Origin of the sequence: Sphingobacterium corticibacterium, from assembly GCF_004208525.1 — a bacterium.
GTDB lineage: Bacteria > Bacteroidota > Bacteroidia > Sphingobacteriales > Sphingobacteriaceae > Sphingobacterium > Sphingobacterium corticibacterium.
In genome coordinates this window covers 1-18171 of the sequence record NZ_SGIT01000007.1, presented here as the reverse complement: position 1 = coordinate 18171, position 18171 = coordinate 1, and the positions used below count along the sequence as shown (strand labels likewise).

The window sequence follows — 18171 nt, the reverse complement described above, 5'->3', positions numbered from 1 at the left end:
CCACTATTATTCGTATCTTTTATGTACAATAAAACCATAAATGATGTGTAATACACCAAATCCAAATGCCCAAAACCATAATCCATATCCTGGGAGCAGTAACGCCAATAACCCTAACAAAATCTCCAATATACCCAACCAGCGTACTTCTTTAAAGGTGTATACACTTCCCGATGTTAGGGATAGACCATAAAAAATAAGAAGTGTCGCGCCTATTAAACTGAAATATCCTTTTGATAACAGTATCAATGAAAAAAGACCACCTGTCATCAACGGAATAGCCATGGCCAGCAACATCGCTTTACTGGACGGATTCCAAATAAGCTGACGGGTCTTCTTCGCTTTTCTTCGCGCCATCCACAGCCCTGTAGCTAAAGAAGCGACTAAAACAACCAGTGCAATAAAGATTAGAGTTTCAATAACAGCTGGCTCCGTGACATAATGATCTCGATAATCAAAGCCACTGTCGAAACCATATACCACAACATAACCTACCGCAGCACCGAGCAACGCATAAATACCGATCAATACTCCCGAAAGCCCCGAAATTGACAGCACTTTGGATGATTTTTCCATCATGGAGCGGATATGCCCAATTTCTTTGATTAAATCCTGTTGATTCATATGTACATATATTTCATGAACTTTTATGCTCGCCCCAATACAACAAACACAAAGAACTTTGAAAAACAAAGTAAATGAATACAAATAACTTATGCAAACGCAAAATACGTTTTTTCATTTTTTATAAAATAATGCAAAAAAATCTTGCAAGATAGGAGCAAGCTTACTATCTTTGTGCCACAATAAAAGTCCTAATAACTGCGGAAGTGGCGTAATTGGTAGCCGCACCAGACTTAGGATCTGGCGCCGCAAGGCGTGGGGGTTCGAGTCCCTTCTTCCGCACTTGATGTCCTCCCGAACTTAATAAACTCGGGAGGATTTTTTTTGTAAAATGCGTAAAAGCGAAACGAGAGTATGAATATTTCACACCAAACAATTGACGATGTCAATGCAAACATTAAGGTTGAACTAGCGCCCGAAGACTACAATCCTTCGGTAGATAAAGCTATCAAAGAACAGGCTAAAAAGGCTAAATTACCTGGCTTCCGTCCAGGTATGGTTCCTCCGGGGCACATTAGACGTACCTACGGAAAATCCATTTTATTTGATGAGATCAATAAATTGGTCAATGATAAAATTTCCGAATACATCGGTGAAAATAAGTTAGAAGTATTAGGCCAGCCTCTTCCTGTCGAAAGTGATGCGGATGCGAAATACAACTGGGATTTTAACGATACTTTCTCCTTTACATACGAAATCGGCATCGCGCCAGCATTCGAGACACCATTCTCTAAAGAAACAGCATTTACGGCGTATGAAATTAAAGCGGACGATGCGACTTTAGCAGAGCGTGTCAAAAATCTTCGTCGCAGCTACGGAAAAATGACCAATCCAGAGGTTTCTGAAGAAGGAGATGTACTCTATTCTACACTGAAACAAACCAAAGAAGAGGGTATTGAAAAAACAACTTCTGTTCGCACCGATATTATTGAAGATGCCAAAACGAAGAAAGCATTAGTTGGCTTGAAAAAAGATGATACAGCGAAAATCGACATCAAAAAAGCATTTAAAGTTGCTGATATTGCACGTATCTTAGGAATCACCGAAGACGAGGCTGAAAATCTGGATGTAACAAAATTTGAGCTGACGGTTAACAACATCAACCGCTTGGAGGAGGCTGATTTAAATCAGGAGTTCTTCGACAAATTGTTCCCTGCAGGCGATGTAACGAAGGAGGAAGAGTTTGAGGCTAAAGTAAAAGAAGAAGTTGAAGGTCTTTTCAAACAGAATGCTGATCAGAAGTTACGTAACGACATATACACCTATGGCATGGAGAAAGTGGATGTCAAATTTCCGGAAGCTTTCTTGAAAAAATGGTTGAAAGCAACGAACCCTAATATTTCGGACGAAGAGCTTGAAGAAGGATTTGCCGACTTTGTAAGCAACCTAAAATGGACAATCATTGAAAACCGCATCGTTACGGCCAATAATCTTGAAGTCAAATATGATGAAGTGATTAACTTGGCAAAAGAACGTATCTATGCGCAGATCAAGATGTATAACATCAATGATGAACCTACCGATGAGCAACTAGGTCAATATGCACTCCAGTTATTACAAGACAGAGAGCAAGCAAACCGTCTTTTTGAAGAAGCAAAAGCACTTAAGGTGTTTGACTACCTAAAAGAAAATGTGACGTTAAAACCACAGGAGATTGCTTACGTAGATTTCGAAAAATTGGATAAAGACAGCAAATAAGCGTTTTTAAAAATAAATACGACAAACAAAGGCTGCCTTCTTGGGGTAGCCTTTGCTATTTTAGAAAAATGATACAGATACGAAAAGCCCGTCCTACGGATGCAAAAGCCATTGCACCTATTATGTTGACCGCAATGGAAGAGATTATTTATTATTTTATTGGAGAACATGACCAACAAAAAGCCATTGCTTTTCTAACCCATCATATAGCTCAACCGAAAAATCAATATAGTTATGAACATATCATCGTTGCTGAAGAGGATGACAACATCATCGGACAAATCTGTCTTTATCCGGGCGATGCACTAGAACAATTGCGCGCACCCATCCTATCCTATTTACATACACATTTTAAAAGGGAACCAAACATAGGTCATGAAACACAGGCGGGAGAAATTTATATTGACACGCTCGCAGTATCAGCAGCCGCTCAAGGAAAAGGTATTGGTAAAATCTTATTACTTTATGTTATTGATTTTTTCGTGCACCGATATGGTGAGGTATTAGGGTTATTAGTAGACAAAGAAAATCAGAAAGCAAAGAAACTCTATTTAAACATAGGTTTCAATCCGGTAGGTGAAGTGCATTTGTTTGGCAAAGAATTGGTGCATTTACAATATTCCTGAACATATACTAAAACCTAACGTTATACCCGATCGATAATCGTCCAAAAGGAAAACTTCGATTGAAATCTGGATAATGTTCTTCCTCAAAATGTCCTGCCAATGCAAAATATCCAGAGCTAACATTTAGGGAAAAATTTTTGATAAGACGCAAATTGGCCTCTAATGTTCCTGCGTGCAGAATATAATAGGAGTCATTACCACTGATAGTGAAAAAGAGACCTCCATTGTAGTCTCCTGTAATAAGTAAGCGGTTCAATACGCTTAGCTCGGCGTGATAACGATATCCAGCTCCTGAGCCATAATTATAATTCCGGCTCGCGCCATAGAGCAAATAAGGATCTGGCACACCGGCCAATAAAATTGCCCCAACTCCTACACTCATGTTTAGACGGTTTCTTTTTTTATAACGGAATTTGGAGTTCCAGTTATACATCAAATTCTGCGCTCCGTAGAAAAACGCATCATTGTTATAGAAATCGTAGTTGGCACTTAATATTCCGTAGTGGTCACCGCGCTTGGTTTCAAAGAATTTATGCCCATAGAGGAGCGCATGTACATTCACAGCATTAATAAAGGTGCTATCCCCTTTTCCGAATTCAAGATTTACATAAAACTGATCAAACGGACGTGTTATATTTTCGGGACCATTACTATACCATAGTCTAAGCCGCCCGTATGATCCATTTTTTCCTTTTTCAAGAATATCACCTTCTTGTGCATCGAATCGACGTATGCCCACATTTACTTCTGTCCATATTGTAGAGGAATCGACGGCATTATATTCGTCTATCTTACCCCATTTACCATCAAGCAAACGGTTTAAACCATTCACGGGGTTTACAAAAAAGGCACCTATTTCATTCGATACGCGCGAATGAGGGTGCCGACTTCCTCTTCCCAAAATATTACGGGCAATCCGATGTGTCATTTCACCTAAGATAATTCCACCGTACGTCGTATTTACCAGATCATTAATAGAGGGAGCCTGTGTTTCTCCACCCGTTTCCCAAAGGTAACTCCCTGCCAACGTCGCTATACTGGACTGATAAAAGTTATAACCATTACTCCTGAACGCGTTAAAATAAAGTTGTCCGTGGTAAGGATGGTCTAAATGATTCGTCGTAAACTGATTATCATCCCAATCCCATGCAGAAAATCGCTGATGGTTGATAAAGTTTTTAAAGCTGATATAGGAATAAGGATCTTTTGTTATAAACCGATTAAAAGTAGCTGGAACTATATTCGCAACAAGCCATTCCGAGCCTGCACGCAAAAATTTCTTTTCTCTTTTTGGTTCTTTTGTTGTACGGGCAAAGCGTGGTAGTGGATCAGGCTGGGAAGACTGCCCCCAGCGTGCCTGTCGACTGGTATCCAACAACTGCACAGTTGTGTCGATACCGTGTAGCGTACCGAAGTGTTGGGCGCTAACATGGATGCTACATAATGATAAAATCGTCAGCAAGAAACAATAGTGTAGTATTCTCATTATCATCTTAAACCCACAAAGGTATAATTTGTGTGAACATGTTCTCCTATTATTTGTTATTTTTATGTTGGACTAACACAGACAATCATGAGAAAATCAATTCTATCGTTTATTTTAATGTGTATCGCTACACTAATAATGGCACAAACTACACCAAATCTTAAGGGCGTGTATACTACAAAAAAAGGCGACACCAATATTGTTTGGATGTTTATTGATGGGTATTCTTCTCAAACCACCTATAAAGATAACACCTATATATCGACCTTTGGTGGCCCCTATACCTATCAGAATGGATCGTTAAACGTTCAAATTGAATATAACGATGCTAATGCCCATACTGTCGGCCAAACAAAAAGCTTTGCACTAACTGCAAATGCAGACGGATTGCTAGAACAATCGGGACAAGCATGGAAAAAAGAAACCGCCAAAACACAAGATTTAGATGGTTTATGGCGAATAACCGGACGGAAGCAAGGGAACGACCTCGTTCAAATACACCAAAGTGGCACCCGCAAAACCATTAAGCTCTTAGTGGATGGCTATTTCCAATGGATGGCTATAGATCCAGGAGCGAAGACTTTTTCCGGTACAGGAGGAGGCCATTATACGTTTACCGACGGTAAATACAGTGAACATATTCTATTTTTCTCTCGGGACAATTTGCGTGTCGGTGCTAACTTGAGCTTTGACGGTGCGGTGAAAGATGGTGCTTGGCATCATAGTGGCTTGAGCTCTAAAGGCGATCCGATCTATGAAATTTGGAGCAGGGATAATAAATAAAAGCGATGTGGATCAGGTTTAATCTGGTCCACATCTCTTTTTATCCAAATAAGTCAGAACTTAAATAACGATCCCCGCGGTCACATGCGATAAAAACAACAACACCTTCCTCCATTTCGCTAGCAACTTTTAAGGCTGCGTGAAAAGCTCCACCTGTACTCATTCCGACAAAAACACCTTCTTTTTGGGCCAGTTCCCGTGTACGCTGTACGGCATCCGACTCGGCAATATCGATAACTCGATCTACTCGCGAGGCATCAAATATCTTTGGAAGATAGGCTTTCGGCCACCTACGAATTCCCGGTATAGAAGATCCCTCCGTGGGCTGGCAACCAACAATCTGAATCGCAGGATTTTTCTCTTTTAAAAACATAGAGCACCCCATAATTGTACCTGTTGTTCCCATTGCACTTACAAAATGGGTAATTTTCCCATCTGTATCTCGCCAGATTTCCGGACCTGTTGATTTGATATGCGCTTTATAATTGTCTGGATTGGCAAACTGGTTTAAAATAAAATAGTCTCCCGAAGCTGCTTTTTCTTCGGCATAGTCACGACAAACTTCCATATTTTCTAATAGGGTCACCTTCGCGCCATAAGCTTCCATAGTCAACGTCCGTTCACGGGTAGATGATGAAGGCATGACGAGTTCTAATTCCAAGCCATATATACCTGCTATCATAGCCAAAGCGATACCGGTATTACCAGAAGTGGCTTCTATCAATTTTGTGTTCTTCGTAATTTCTCCTCTTTCCAACGCAGACCGGATCATGTTTAGGGCAGCTCTATCTTTTACGGATCCAGCTGGATTATTCCCTTCCATTTTCACAAAAATCTTAACCTTAGGATTATTGTGAAACGATGTGAGTTCTACGAGGGGTGTATTGCCAATGGCATCTATCAGTTTTCCCATTATACGATAGGTTTTGAGTCAATAAATTTCGAATTAGGTTGATGATAAACCGTGGTGTATGGCGCTACACTGGATGTCAACCATACATTTCCACCAATAACGGAGTGATGACCGATGACGGTTTGTCCTCCTAAAATCGTTGCTCCGGCATAGATAATGACATGATCCTCGATAATAGGATGCCGTTGGGTATCAATCATATTTTTTTCCACGCTCAGTGCACCCAGTGTAACGCCTTGATACAGTTTGACATGGTCGCCAATGACGCAAGTCTCTCCTATCACCAGTCCTGTTCCATGGTCTATATATAAATATCGACCTATTTGGGCGCCCGGATGGATGTCTATACCTGTCTTAGAATGTGCATGTTCGGTCAATATACGGGGAATAAGCGGAACATCTGATTTCCACAATTGATGCGCTAAACGGTATACACATATAGCTGTAAAACCGGGATATGTTCGTATTACTTCCCGTAAACTCCGCGCGGCAGGATCACCATCCATAATAGCTTGCGCATCCGTAAGCATGACTTCATAAATAGCGGGTAGCTCTTCTAAAAATCGGCGTGCAATCCGTTTGTTATCACAATGTGAACATGCTTTTGTTTTCATTAACAATTCCAACAATTCTTCTTCCGCTTCTTCAAAAGCTTTACGCACGTCTTGCACATCCTGAAAATGGGACGATTGCCTTTCGGGAAATAGCAGATGGAGCACATGCATCGCCCAATCGGCTATACGAGCATTGCTCGGCATATCCTGCACTTCCATTTGCTTTTGATATATATGTCGATAAAATTCTTCCATCTTATATACGGTATTAGTATTCGTTCAAATTTACGATTCCTATAAAAAAATGAGGCTTTCTATAGCACTAATTTTTCAAATAATTCTTGGTGGGTCTGCTCTGCCGAAACACATAAGCCCGGATGTACAACCGAACATTGGATTATGGTACTCCGTTTTGCCGTCAGCCAGCGAAAACGTTCGGCTTGTTCCAAAGTCGCGAGTTTTCCACCTCCTTTATCCCCAACACAAATACGCTGAAAAGAATCTAGGTGTTTTGCAATAAGAGTCAGATCAATCTCCGAATCCAGCATTTTACATTTAGCCTCGTCTACATAAATCTTGACCTCGGCATAACGTTGCTTCCGACAATAGAGTGCTACGCCAACATTGATAAATTCGTCACGCTCCACGCGAGGCACTACGCGTACGACAGCATACTCATATAATGTTCTTTCGCTCATGCTGTATCTGTTTTATAAAGTTCCCCGAATGAGCCAGCCTTCCCAATAAAAAAGACACATATACCTCTCTTGCGTCATCGGCACGCAATTGCCTATGCTCGTCTACCAACCATTCATCGGGAACCACTCGTAATATATTCCACAAATTTTCTTCTGTAAAACGAGACCTGTACTGTGCGTCCACCTCTTCTACTTTGGACGCCAACTGGAGCAGCACATGATCCTTTATTTGTAGAAACGGTTTTGGTAATTGTTCTTCCCAGTTATCCCATGCATGGTGGAAATAAAGGGATGCCCCGTGGTCTATCAGCCAGAGTTCTTTATGCCATATCAACATATTGGTGTTTCGAACGGTACGGTCTACATTCATGAGTAACGCGTCCAACCAGACAATCTTAGATGCCTCGTCTTCGGCAATCTCATCCACATTCGGATCAAATGTGACCGCTCCGTTCAAAAAATGTACACCTAGGTTTTTTCCCACCGAGAAACGCAACAAATCCTGTATCTCTTCGTCTGGTTCCATGCGTGCAAAGGATTCGTCGAGATCGGCAAATACCAATTCAGGCATACGAAGCCCTAGAAAACGGCAGAGTTCCCCTCCGATGAGCTCCGCTACTAGAGCTTTTTTTCCTTGTCCCGCCCCACGAAACTTAATGACATAGCTAAATCCATCATCCGCATCTACCAATGCTGGCAATGATCCTCCTTCCCGAAAAGGCTGAACATATCGTATAATACGAACGTCACGTATCTCTGGTTTAAATATCTTCATACACGCTTATTTACATTTCAGTTTCATCCATATAAACTTCGTACCTCTATTTAATTTCTATCTCAAAGAACGGAATTATTTTTCATCCGTATGTAATTATTTATGACCGTAAGGTTTCCATGGAATAAATGAGCTCGTTACACTCGGTTATTTTTAAAGGCGATGAAGCTATCAGATTTATCGCCAAGGTCTGTTAAACAAGCATTCCAGCGTTCGTAAGCTCGATTTATTCATCACTCAAATGTGCCTTGGATAAATAATGATAATTTCGTTTATGGCAAATTGTACTTATTTATGACCTATCCCTTAAACATATTCTAATTATATTTGTAGAAAAGGTGATAACAATGACGGACACGAATACCGAATATAATAACGTTATAAAACATTGCAAGGATTTATTTCTGAAGAAAACAAAAGATTATGGTACTGCCTGGCGGATTATGCGTCCACCATCCATAACAGATCAAATTTATATTAAAGCACAACGCATACGGACATTGGAGGTCAAAAAAGTTTCAAAAGTGGGAGAAGACATTTTAGGAGAATATATAGGTGTCGTCAACTATTGTGTGATTGCGATGATGCAATTGGAGCTACCAGAAGATGCGGGGGAGAACTTGCCATATGAAATTGTAGACAAGCGATACACCGAAAAGGTAAGCGAAACACGTGACTTGATGTTTGCCAAAAATCATGATTATGGGGAGGCTTGGCGAGAAATGCGTATTTCTTCCTTGACAGACCTTATCCTTATGAAAATTCACCGGGTCAAACAAATTGAAGACAATAATGGGCAAACCCTTGTATCGGAAGGACTACAGGCAAACTATCAAGATATGCTAAACTATGCTGTTTTTGCACTTATAAAATTAGGACTTGCTGAACAAAAATAGACTCATGGAAACGAATTTCACCCCTACGCGAAAAAAGAAAACCAATACCATTGATATTGCATTAGGATTTAGCCGGTTTTTTGTTGGTATACTATTTATTTTTTCAGGCTTAATCAAAGCTAATGATCCGACTGGCTTCGGCTATAAATTGCAAGAATACTTTCTTGTTTTCCACATGGATTTTCTCCATGACTATAGTACCTGGCTAGCTGTCCTTATCTGTGGCTTAGAAATCGTTTTAGGGGTATTTTTATTATTGGGAATCTATAAAAACAAGGTAGCTTGGGGATTATTGCTGTTAACTGTATTTTTTCTATTCCTAACATTCTATTCTGCTTTTTTTGAGGTGGTAAGTTCTTGTGGATGTTTTGGTGATGCCATACCCTTAACACCGTGGCAATCTTTTATTAAAGATATTATTTTATTGATCTTCGTGTTTATCATTTTCAAGTACCGAACACGGATTACACCTATCTTTTCTAACTCAACCACGATAGGTCTTGTCAGTACATTGATTGTACTTTTAGCTTTTGGAATTGGCATTTATACCATCTACTTCCTTCCTTTTATAGATTTTCTTCCTTATAAAGAAGGGAACAATATACCTGCATTAAGGGTGCTTCCTGAAGGGGAAAAAGGTGATGTATACGAATATATTTATGAAATAAAACATAAGCAAACGGCAGAAGTTAAAAAAGTGACCGATAAGGAATATATGGACGGCATCTGGGAAGATGACAATTGGGAAATCATTGGCGAACCTACGTCGAAACTTATCAAAAAAGGATATCAGATTCCCATTCCAGATTTGGTGATATCCGACATGGAAGGAAACGATGTGACAGAAGAAATCATCACCAATCCTTATTATAACTTTGTGGTCGTAAGTACATATGCAGACAAGTTGTCTTTAGCAGACATTATCGCACTGGATCGTATTAACACTACCATCCGTGATCTAGCAACCGATTACAACCTCCGGGCAATATTATTGACCGCCAGCCCATCACAAGTAGCAAGAGGCCTTCATGATGAAATGGATTTGGTATTGGAAACATTTTATGTTGATGCCGTTCCACTTAAAAGTATGGTTCGTTCTAACCCGGGTGTATTGTTATTGCAAAATGGCACGGTAATCAAAAAGTGGTCAAAAATCACATTTCCATCAAAAGAAGAATTAGAAGAAGATTATTTAGGGAAATAATGTATAAGCCTATATTTTTAATCGGTTTTATGGGCAGCGGAAAGACTACCCTAGGCAAAAAGCTAGCTAACCATCTGAGCATGCAGTTTATTGATTTAGATCACCTGCTTGTTGAACGTATCGGCATGTCAATACCGGAATACTTTACAGCATATGGCGAGCAAAACTTTCGCGAATTGGAAAGCAAAATGCTCAAAGAACAACACGGAAAACGAGCAGTAGTCTCTACCGGTGGGGGGAGTCCTTGTTTTTTCGATAACATGCAATGGATTTTGGAAAACGGCATTGCCATTTATCTATATCTCACACCCAAAGCCTTATATAATAGATTGCAACAATCCAATATTGCTTCCCGCCCTGCTCTCCAAGGGTTACGAGATGAAGCTCTCCTAAAATTTATTGAAGAAAAATTGGGTGAAAGAGAATTTTTTTATAAGCAAGCCCATATCCAAATTGATCAGTTAAACAGCTCTTTAGATACTATATGTCAATCCATTGAAACCTATGCAGAAAATAAATAATTTTTATTTAACGCTCGTGCTTCTATTGTTTTTCTGCAGCTGTTTCAGAAATAACACCACAGCGGATACCATCCGATTAGGTAATGCTCCGCAGGTATTTAATTTTAAAGAGGTTGGGGACTTATATCGTTTCCTTACCTATTCGGAAACGAGGGTTCCATTGGTTAGCGCACATCGGGGCGGGCCGGATACAGATTATCCCGAAAATTCCATAGAAACTTTTCAACGCGTGGCCTCGAAAATGCCTGCCATTATCGAGTGTGACATTGCACTTACGAAAGATTCTGTTCTCGTTTTAATGCACGACGAAACATTAGACCGTACTACAACAGGAAAGGGAAAAGTTAGTCGACATACATTAGCTGAGTTGAAGGAGTTAAACCTCAAAGATCCTGCAGGAACTGTAACCAACTACCGTATTCCAACATTGGAGGAAACATTACGGTGGGGTATCGGCCAAGTTCTTTTCACATTGGATGTAAAAAGAAATGTCCCCTATCAGCTCGTGGTAGACGTCATTAGAAAAACAAAAGCCGAAGCATATGTGATCATCATTACTTACAGTGCCGACCAAGCGGCAGCAGTACATAACTTGGCACCAGATTTAATGATTTCAGCTTCTATAAAAAATGTAGAAGACTTGATACGTTTAAATGATCTGGATATTCCGGATACGCGACTTGTTGCTTTTATCGGCACATCACAAGCAGACAAAAAACTAATCGATCTACTTCATCAGCATGGTATTTTATGTATTTTAGGCACCATCGGAAACCTGGATCGCCAAGCGCAGCAAAGAGGCGAACAGGTTTACGCAGAATATATTGAAAATGGAGCCGATATATTGAGTACTGACCGACCATTTCAAGCAGCGAAAACAGTAGATTATTATAGCAAACAAAGAGGGCTCTCCTCTCCGTTTATCAATTAATTTTCTAATAGAAAAAGTAGATCTTTTACTACATTTTCACATCGCTTCTATAATTTATTAAATTACGTCAAACAATTATGGTCACAAAACGTTATTAACTTAGATAAAATAATTTTAACGTAATAGATCGTAATATGAAGAAGTTTACATTTTTATGCCTCTTACTAGGAGGCTTCGCAATCAGCGCACAGGCACAACGTGTAGAGACGACACCGCAGACATCTGCTAACGTAGGATTAGAACCAATTAGACAAGGCAATTGGATGGTTGGTGGCGAGCTAGCCGGCCTAGGTTACAATTTTGAAGCTGAATCGTTTAATATCGGGTTAAGGCCACGCGCAGGGTACTTTGTATCAGATGGTGTTGCAATCGGAGCACAAGCCAGTTTAGGCTTTAAATCAGTCAAAGGTGATGGGGACAACGAATGGACTTATGGCGTAGCCCCTTTCGTGCGTTACTATTTCCCAGGTGGAGCTAGTGCGAGCGGACGTTTCTTCGGACACGGGAACGTTGGTATTGCCGGCAGTTCAGCTGGCGACAATGTCGCTCTAGAACTAGGTTTAGCTGCTGGCTATGCACATTTTATAACGCAATCAGTAGCATTAGAAACAACAGTTGGATACAATTATAACAAAGCTAATATTAATTCCGGTGGTGGACAAAGCGGCCTTGGTGTAAGCCTTGGTTTCCAGATCTATCTGCCTGGACAACGATAGAAAAGCAGCAACCTTATTTCAGAAAAAAGCACATCCTTTACAAGTGAGATGTGCTTTTAGTTTTTAAGTAAGTTTCTTCATTGTACCTGTCTCCGCAAGCCGTAAATGCCAGCTAAAAGCTTCTTCCAATAAATGGGGCGTATGCCCCCCTCTGTCGCAGGCTCTATCAAAATAGGATTGAAGTTCTGCTCTAAAATCAGGGTGCACACAGTTTTCAATGATTTTTTGAGCACGTTCTCTCGGCGCAAGCCCACGTAAATCAGCTAGTCCAATATCTGTTACCAAAACATCCACGTCATGTTCGGTATGATCCACATGGGATACCATGGGCAGAACATGCGAAATTGTATTATTTTTAGAAGCTGCTTGCGTTACGAAAATACTGAGGTACGCATTTCTCGCAAAATCACCTGAACCACCGATACCATTCATGATTTTGGAACCCGCGAGATGTGTGGAGTTAACGTTTCCGTAAATATCAAATTCAATCGCCGTGTTGATGGCAATAACGCCTAACCGACGAATCAAACCCGGCGTATTAGAAATATTTTGAGGTCGTAATACAATTTTATCCCGATACCGTTGTAAATTATTGAATACCCGTTCATAACATTCTTCGGACACCGTAATAGACGAGGCAGAAGCAAAAGATAGTTTTCCGGCATCTATCAAATCAAATGTACTATCTTGCAATACTTCGGAAAACATTGTTAAATCATAAAAATTACTGTTTTTAAACCCCATCAGTACCGCGTTCGCCACTTTTCCGATTCCCGCCTGCAATGGCTGCAGTCGATCGGTTAAATGCCCTAATTGCACCTCGTTCTCAAAGAAATTCAAAATATGGGCAGCTATTGCCGTTGTTTTTGCATCCGGCTCGGCGATATCTGCCGGACTGTCTTTTTTATCTGTAAAAACGATTCCAACAATTTTATCTGGATTAACAGAAATGGTCTTACGTCCAATCTTATTCCAAGGCGCAACAATAGGAATCACATTTCTATGAGGGTAGTTCTCAGGTTTATATATATCATGGAGACCATAAACCTCCATCGGGATAGCCGTATTAATCTCAATAATGATTTTTTCCGCCAACTCAGCGAAGGTGGCAGAATTTCCCACAGATGTGGTAAGTACCAGACTCCCGTCCCGATCAATGTATGCTACTTCAATAACCGCAATATCAACAGCAGGAAGATTCTTATTGTGCAGCAACTCCGCACTCTCACTAAGATGTTGATCTATAAACAATACTTCACCTGCATTGATTTTGTTTCTCAACGTCCGATCTACCTGAAAGGGCATCCGCTTTTTTAGTGCTCCGGCAGCGGCTAACTTACCATCTGTATCATGTCCTAACGAAGCCCCGGTCATCAACGTAATTTTTATATCCTCATTTTTAGCACGTTCTGCCAAAGCTTCCAACACAACCTTACTATCTCCCGCTTTTGTGAAGCCACTCGACCCCACCACCATATCGTTCTCAAAAAAATCGACCGCTTCTTGTACGGTCATCACTTTATCTTTTAGCCTCTCTAATTTAATTCTTTCCGCTGTCATATAAAATACGCTGTTATCTGCTACAAACTGTAAGATAAACAATAATAATCAATTTTCCGTATGTCTCCTACTTTTTTGGTTATGTCGTCAAAAAATAGGAAATTTATGCCTTTTACTTCAGAAAACAATGGACAGAACGCTTTATGTTGACAAATATTACATGACGGAAGTAGACACTTTCGAAGATAGTATTTATTGCCACCATGCACTTATGGGAGAAAGCTTCATTTCCGAACACAGTCATACAAAAGGGCAGTTTCTCTATACAGAGGGAGGAATTGTTTTTTTAAAAACTGATGAAAAATCGTACTTTCTACCCGCACGTCATTACATATGGATTCCAGGCGGAATAAGACACAGTATTTACCCAAGTAGTCCCGAAGTCGTGATGCGTAATTTATATTTCCCTCCATTTGATACGGACACCGATTTTTTTGATAAAGTAAATATCTATCCTGTCAATGATTTTTTAATTGAGTTTATTATGTTTACCAATCGCTGGACAGGTAATATATTACCTACAGAAGAACCTAAATACTCCATTGCTAAGGCTTTTAAATTAATCCTGCCGGAAATATCTCAAACGGAATTGCCTTTAGCCCTCCCCTATCCGAAACATGAAAAACTAAAAATGATTGTCAATTATTTGGAACAACGTATAGATGAAAACATTAGCTTTAAAAATCTGGCGAACGAATTTGAGGTCAGTGAACGCACACTGGCTCGTCTTTTTCAACGGGAACTAAACATGAGCTTTATCCAATATTACACTATTCTCCGTATGCTCACCGCACTAAAACTGCTTCTGGACGAGAAGATGAGTGTAAACGAAGTAGCGATGCGTGTGGGTTACAGCAGCTTACCAACCTTCAGCAATACCTTTAATAAAGTTATTGGAGTGAGACCCAGCGAATATATCAAAAACAAAAATTTATTATTATAACCTTAAACTAGACGCATGAAAATCAAATTAAGTTTTCTATTGGTATTAGCAACGAGTGCCATTATATTGGCTTGCTCCTCTACGGGAAGTAAAACTACCGTGTCAGCGGAAACTCCTAAACCAATTCAGCTTTTTAATGGCAATGATATAAATGACTGGACGCCAAAAATCCGATTGCATGAAGTAGGCGAGAACTACGCCAATACTTTTCGGGTCGAAGATGGTCTGCTTAAAGTCCGCTACGATGGCTATGACGAATTCAATCAACAATATGGTCACCTTGCCTACAATACGCCTTATAGCTATTATCTTCTCCGTGTAGAATACCGTTTTGTTGATGAGCAGGTAAAAGGTGGTGAAGGCTGGGCTTGGCGCAATAGCGGGGCAATGCTTCACGGACAGGATCCAAATACTATGCTAAAAGACCAGGATTTCCCGATTTCTATTGAAGGGCAATTTCTTGGTGGGAATGGCAAGGATGAACGTACGACATCGAACTTATGTACCCCTGGAACAAACGTCGTTATTGACGGAACATTATTTACCCCTCATTGTACAAGCTCTACATCAAAAACCTATCATGGAGACGAATGGGTAACGGCTGATTTCCTCGTATTAGGAGACTCTCTTATTCAACACATACTAGAAGGTGAGGTGGTATTAGAATATCACAAGCCCCAAATTGGAGGAGGGAACGTCGAACCTTATGATCCTGCTCAAAAAGCGGACGGAAAGCTTTTAAAGCAAGGATTTATTTACCTGCAAAGTGAAAGTCATCCGATCGATTTCCGAAAAGTGGAATTATACGATCTATCTCCCTACAAAGACAACAAGGCTAAACTGGACGAGATTATTTTAAGTATTTTGCCTGATTCCAAGTTCCTTTAACATAATCTGTATCAAAGGTCAATAAGAAAAAGGGATGTAAATAATACATCCCTTTTTTATTCTTATTAAAGAACAGGCTTAAAATTAACCTAATTTACTAACTAATTTCGTTAATTTAGATTTGTTGTTAGCAGCTTTGTTCTTATGGATAACATTTTTCTTAGCCAAACGATCAAGCATTGAAACAACTCTCGGCAACAACACTTTAGCCTCTTCAGCATCGGTTGTATTACGTATTTTTTTAATCGCATTACGAGTAGTTTTTGCCTGGTAACGATTTCTTAAGCGTTTTGCCGCATTTGCTCTGATTCTTTTAAGCGCTGATTTATGATTTGCCATTTCTCTAGCTATATTTATATTTCTTTTTATACTAATTTCGGAATGCAAAAATAGCATACTATTTCCAATATTCAAAATGTATTTTAAAAATGTTATGCGGACGTTCTTTTTTCGCCTTTTACTTTTTAATTTCGCCTATGCGAAAATTATCCATGGAAGAGTTGAATCGGACTGATATCGATTCTTTTAAAAATCAAGAAAAAATCCCAGTTGTCGTTGTATTAGACAATGTACGAAGCATGCATAATGTAGGATCAACTTTCCGTACTGCGGACGGATTTGCTATTGAAAAAGTTATTTTATGTGGTATTACGGGTACCCCCCCACACCGCGAAATAGAAAAAACAGCGTTAGGTGCTACACAATCCATTGACTGGACATATCATCGTGATACATTTGCGATCGTCGAACAGCTAAAAAGAGAAGATTATATAATTCTTGCTATAGAACAAGCTGCGGAGAGTATATCTTTACAAAAGTTTGAGATACAACCTAGAAAGAAATATGCGTTAATATTCGGCAATGAGGTACACGGTGTATCTGATGAAGTCATGCAAATCGTTGATGGCTGCATCGAAATCCCACAATTCGGCACTAAACATTCGTTAAATGTCTCGGTTACTATTGGCATTGTACTATGGCAGTTTAGGCAAAAATGGGCGTGCTTATAAATAAAGCTCGGTAACCATGTAAACGATTGTATGCATTGCCGTTGTAAAAAATTTTCGTACGGTTGACAATCGTATATTAAATTTTCAGAAGTCGTCGCAAAATGGTAGATTTGCTTTGCAAAAAAACAGAAAAAATGAGTGTATTAGTAAATAAAGATTCAAAGGTAATTGTACAAGGCTTTACCGGAAATGAAGGTACTTATCACGCATCTCAAATGATTGAGTACGGTACAAATGTAGTAGGGGGCGTTACTCCAGGTAAAGGAGGACAATCTCATTTAGATCGTCCGGTGTTCAATACAGTACAAGATGCAGTAGAAGCAACTGGCGCTAACGTTTCGATCATTTTTGTTCCTCCTGCATTTGCTGCTGACGCCATTATGGAAGCGGCTCAAGCAGGTATCGAAGTTATTGTTTGTATCACAGAGGGTATCCCTACTAAAGATATGATTCAAGTAAAATCATACTTGAGCGACAAGAATTCTAGATTAATCGGACCAAACTGTCCGGGTATTATCACGGCTGAAGAAGCTAAAATAGGCATCATGCCTGGCTTTATTTTCAAAAAAGGAAACGTAGGTGTTGTTTCTAAATCGGGAACCCTGACATACGAAGCAGTAGACCAAACGGTAAAAGCAGGTTTAGGCATTACAACGGCTATAGGCATTGGCGGGGACCCTATTATCGGAACAACCACCAAAGAAGCTGTAGAATTATTGATGAATGACCCAGAAACGGCAGGTATTATCATGATCGGTGAAATAGGCGGCGGTATGGAAGCAGAAGCTGCTCGTTGGATTAAAGAACACGGTACCAAGCCTGTCGTTGGCTTTATTGCAGGACAGACAGCGCCTCCGGGACGTCGTATGGGCCATGCCGGTGCGATCGTAGGTGGAGCGGATGATACGGCTGCTGCCAAAATGAAGATTATGCGTGAATGCGGTATACGTGTAGTAGAATCTCCTGCTGAAATTGGCGTCGCTATTGCTGAAGAATTGGCAAAATAACTCATACCTTTTCTTATCAAGAAATTAGAAAAGCCCGGACTCACCTCCGGGCTTTTCTCTTCTATTTATTATCACAATTAACTGTGTTATTCGCCCAAACGGATCGAACTTCCCCCGCCCAATCAATTGTTTTTTAGAATCCGTTAGGGGCCACCGATCGTCGTAATACGATCTTCATAAGAGAGAATAATTGCTGGTCGAAAAGAAAAACAAAAAGCCCCTGCAGTTATACTGCAGGGGCCCTGTATAAGGTTCGGCACCGACCTACTCTCCCACCTTTTACGGCAGTACCATCGGCTCTGGCGGGCTTGACTGCTCTGTTCGGAATGGGAAGAGGT

20 protein-coding genes, 1 tRNA gene and 1 rRNA gene are annotated in these 18171 nt (G+C 40.1%); 13 read left to right on the top strand and 9 right to left on the bottom strand.

What is annotated here, in order from left to right; all coding sequences use genetic code 11:
* Positions 1-6 precede the first annotated feature (6 nt).
* A complete protein-coding gene (locus EWE74_RS20515; RefSeq protein ID WP_130143534.1) occupies positions 7-624 on the bottom strand; it encodes a hypothetical protein in 618 nt (205 codons plus the stop codon).
* A 200-nt stretch (positions 625-824) separates the two neighbouring features.
* Here EWE74_RS20515 and EWE74_RS20510 point away from each other — a divergent pair.
* The 3 genes from EWE74_RS20510 to EWE74_RS20500 all read left to right on the top strand — a co-directional run bounded on the left by EWE74_RS20510 (position 825) and on the right by EWE74_RS20500 (position 2948).
* Positions 825-906 (top strand) — tRNA-Leu (locus EWE74_RS20510).
* 72 nt (positions 907-978) lie between these two features.
* Entirely contained in the window at positions 979-2322 is a 1344-nt protein-coding gene (locus EWE74_RS20505; RefSeq protein ID WP_130143533.1) for a trigger factor, read from the top strand.
* 68 nt (positions 2323-2390) lie between these two features.
* Positions 2391-2948: a GNAT family N-acetyltransferase gene (locus EWE74_RS20500; protein ID WP_239018737.1), complete on the top strand. Its 558-nt coding sequence runs from the start codon at positions 2391-2393 to the stop codon at positions 2946-2948.
* 7 nt (positions 2949-2955) lie between these two features.
* On the opposite strand, the gene EWE74_RS20495 is transcribed toward EWE74_RS20500, so the two are convergent.
* Positions 2956-4434, bottom strand: coding sequence for a DUF3943 domain-containing protein (locus EWE74_RS20495; RefSeq protein ID WP_165384781.1), 1479 nt, complete (start codon positions 4432-4434; stop codon positions 2956-2958).
* A gap of 87 nt (positions 4435-4521) precedes the next feature.
* Between EWE74_RS20495 and EWE74_RS20490 the strand changes: the two genes are divergently transcribed.
* A complete protein-coding gene (locus EWE74_RS20490) occupies positions 4522-5217 on the top strand; it encodes a hypothetical protein (protein ID WP_130143531.1) in 696 nt (231 codons plus the stop codon).
* A 40-nt stretch (positions 5218-5257) separates the two neighbouring features.
* Here EWE74_RS20490 and cysM read toward each other — a convergent pair whose 3' ends face one another.
* From cysM to EWE74_RS20470, 4 genes are read right to left on the bottom strand one after another with little or no spacing between them, the layout of a single operon-like run.
* Entirely contained in the window at positions 5258-6130 is an 873-nt protein-coding gene (cysM, locus tag EWE74_RS20485) for a cysteine synthase CysM (RefSeq protein WP_130143530.1), read from the bottom strand.
* On the bottom strand, positions 6130-6939 hold the full coding sequence (gene epsC, locus EWE74_RS20480) for a serine O-acetyltransferase EpsC (protein WP_130143529.1): 810 nt from the start codon (positions 6937-6939) through the stop codon (positions 6130-6132). Before epsC ends, cysM begins: the two co-directional genes overlap by 1 nt.
* A gap of 59 nt (positions 6940-6998) precedes the next feature.
* Entirely contained in the window at positions 6999-7382 is a 384-nt protein-coding gene (locus EWE74_RS20475; RefSeq protein ID WP_130143528.1) for a DUF3037 domain-containing protein, read from the bottom strand.
* Positions 7360-8157, bottom strand: coding sequence for a HipA family kinase (locus tag EWE74_RS20470; RefSeq protein ID WP_130143527.1), 798 nt, complete (start codon positions 8155-8157; stop codon positions 7360-7362). The genes EWE74_RS20475 and EWE74_RS20470 overlap by 23 nt, the downstream gene beginning before the upstream one ends.
* Before the next feature lie 347 nt (positions 8158-8504).
* On the opposite strand from EWE74_RS20470, the gene EWE74_RS20465 reads away from it, so the two are divergent.
* The 5 genes from EWE74_RS20465 to EWE74_RS20445 all read left to right on the top strand — a co-directional run bounded on the left by EWE74_RS20465 (position 8505) and on the right by EWE74_RS20445 (position 12425).
* Positions 8505-9053 (top strand): DUF1599 domain-containing protein, encoded by a 549-nt coding sequence (locus EWE74_RS20465; RefSeq protein ID WP_130143526.1) that lies wholly within the window; start codon positions 8505-8507, stop codon positions 9051-9053.
* 4 nt (positions 9054-9057) lie between these two features.
* Complete coding sequence (locus EWE74_RS20460) at positions 9058-10257, top strand: BT_3928 family protein (RefSeq protein WP_130143525.1); 1200 nt, start codon at positions 9058-9060, stop codon at positions 10255-10257.
* Complete coding sequence (locus EWE74_RS20455; protein WP_130143524.1) at positions 10257-10778, top strand: shikimate kinase; 522 nt, start codon at positions 10257-10259, stop codon at positions 10776-10778. Before EWE74_RS20460 ends, EWE74_RS20455 begins: the two co-directional genes overlap by 1 nt.
* Positions 10762-11709, top strand: coding sequence for a glycerophosphodiester phosphodiesterase family protein (locus EWE74_RS20450; protein WP_130143523.1), 948 nt, complete (start codon positions 10762-10764; stop codon positions 11707-11709). Before EWE74_RS20455 ends, EWE74_RS20450 begins: the two co-directional genes overlap by 17 nt.
* Before the next feature lie 134 nt (positions 11710-11843).
* On the top strand, positions 11844-12425 hold the full coding sequence (locus EWE74_RS20445; RefSeq protein ID WP_130143522.1) for a hypothetical protein: 582 nt from the start codon (positions 11844-11846) through the stop codon (positions 12423-12425).
* Positions 12426-12488: 63 nt separating this feature from the next.
* Here the strand turns inward: EWE74_RS20445 and EWE74_RS20440 are convergent, their stop codons facing one another.
* Positions 12489-13985 carry a succinate CoA transferase gene (locus tag EWE74_RS20440; protein WP_130143521.1) on the bottom strand — a complete coding sequence of 499 codons (1497 nt, stop codon included), beginning with the start codon at positions 13983-13985 and terminating at the stop codon, positions 12489-12491.
* A gap of 127 nt (positions 13986-14112) precedes the next feature.
* On the opposite strand from EWE74_RS20440, the gene EWE74_RS20435 reads away from it, so the two are divergent.
* Entirely contained in the window at positions 14113-14928 is an 816-nt protein-coding gene (locus tag EWE74_RS20435) for a helix-turn-helix transcriptional regulator (protein ID WP_130143520.1), read from the top strand.
* Between the two features lie 15 nt (positions 14929-14943).
* Positions 14944-15816: a 3-keto-disaccharide hydrolase gene (locus EWE74_RS20430; protein ID WP_130143519.1), complete on the top strand. Its 873-nt coding sequence runs from the start codon at positions 14944-14946 to the stop codon at positions 15814-15816.
* Positions 15817-15900: 84 nt separating this feature from the next.
* Here EWE74_RS20430 and rpsT read toward each other — a convergent pair whose 3' ends face one another.
* Positions 15901-16155 (bottom strand): 30S ribosomal protein S20, encoded by a 255-nt coding sequence (gene rpsT / locus EWE74_RS20425; RefSeq protein WP_130143620.1) that lies wholly within the window; start codon positions 16153-16155, stop codon positions 15901-15903.
* 137 nt (positions 16156-16292) lie between these two features.
* On the opposite strand from rpsT, the gene EWE74_RS20420 reads away from it, so the two are divergent.
* Complete coding sequence (locus EWE74_RS20420) at positions 16293-16826, top strand: RNA methyltransferase (RefSeq protein ID WP_130143518.1); 534 nt, start codon at positions 16293-16295, stop codon at positions 16824-16826.
* A 134-nt stretch (positions 16827-16960) separates the two neighbouring features.
* Complete coding sequence (gene sucD / locus EWE74_RS20415; protein ID WP_130143517.1) at positions 16961-17833, top strand: succinate--CoA ligase subunit alpha; 873 nt, start codon at positions 16961-16963, stop codon at positions 17831-17833.
* Between the two features lie 251 nt (positions 17834-18084).
* Here the strand turns inward: sucD and rrf are convergent.
* Positions 18085-18171 (bottom strand): 5S ribosomal RNA (gene rrf / locus EWE74_RS20410); the annotation flags it as partial.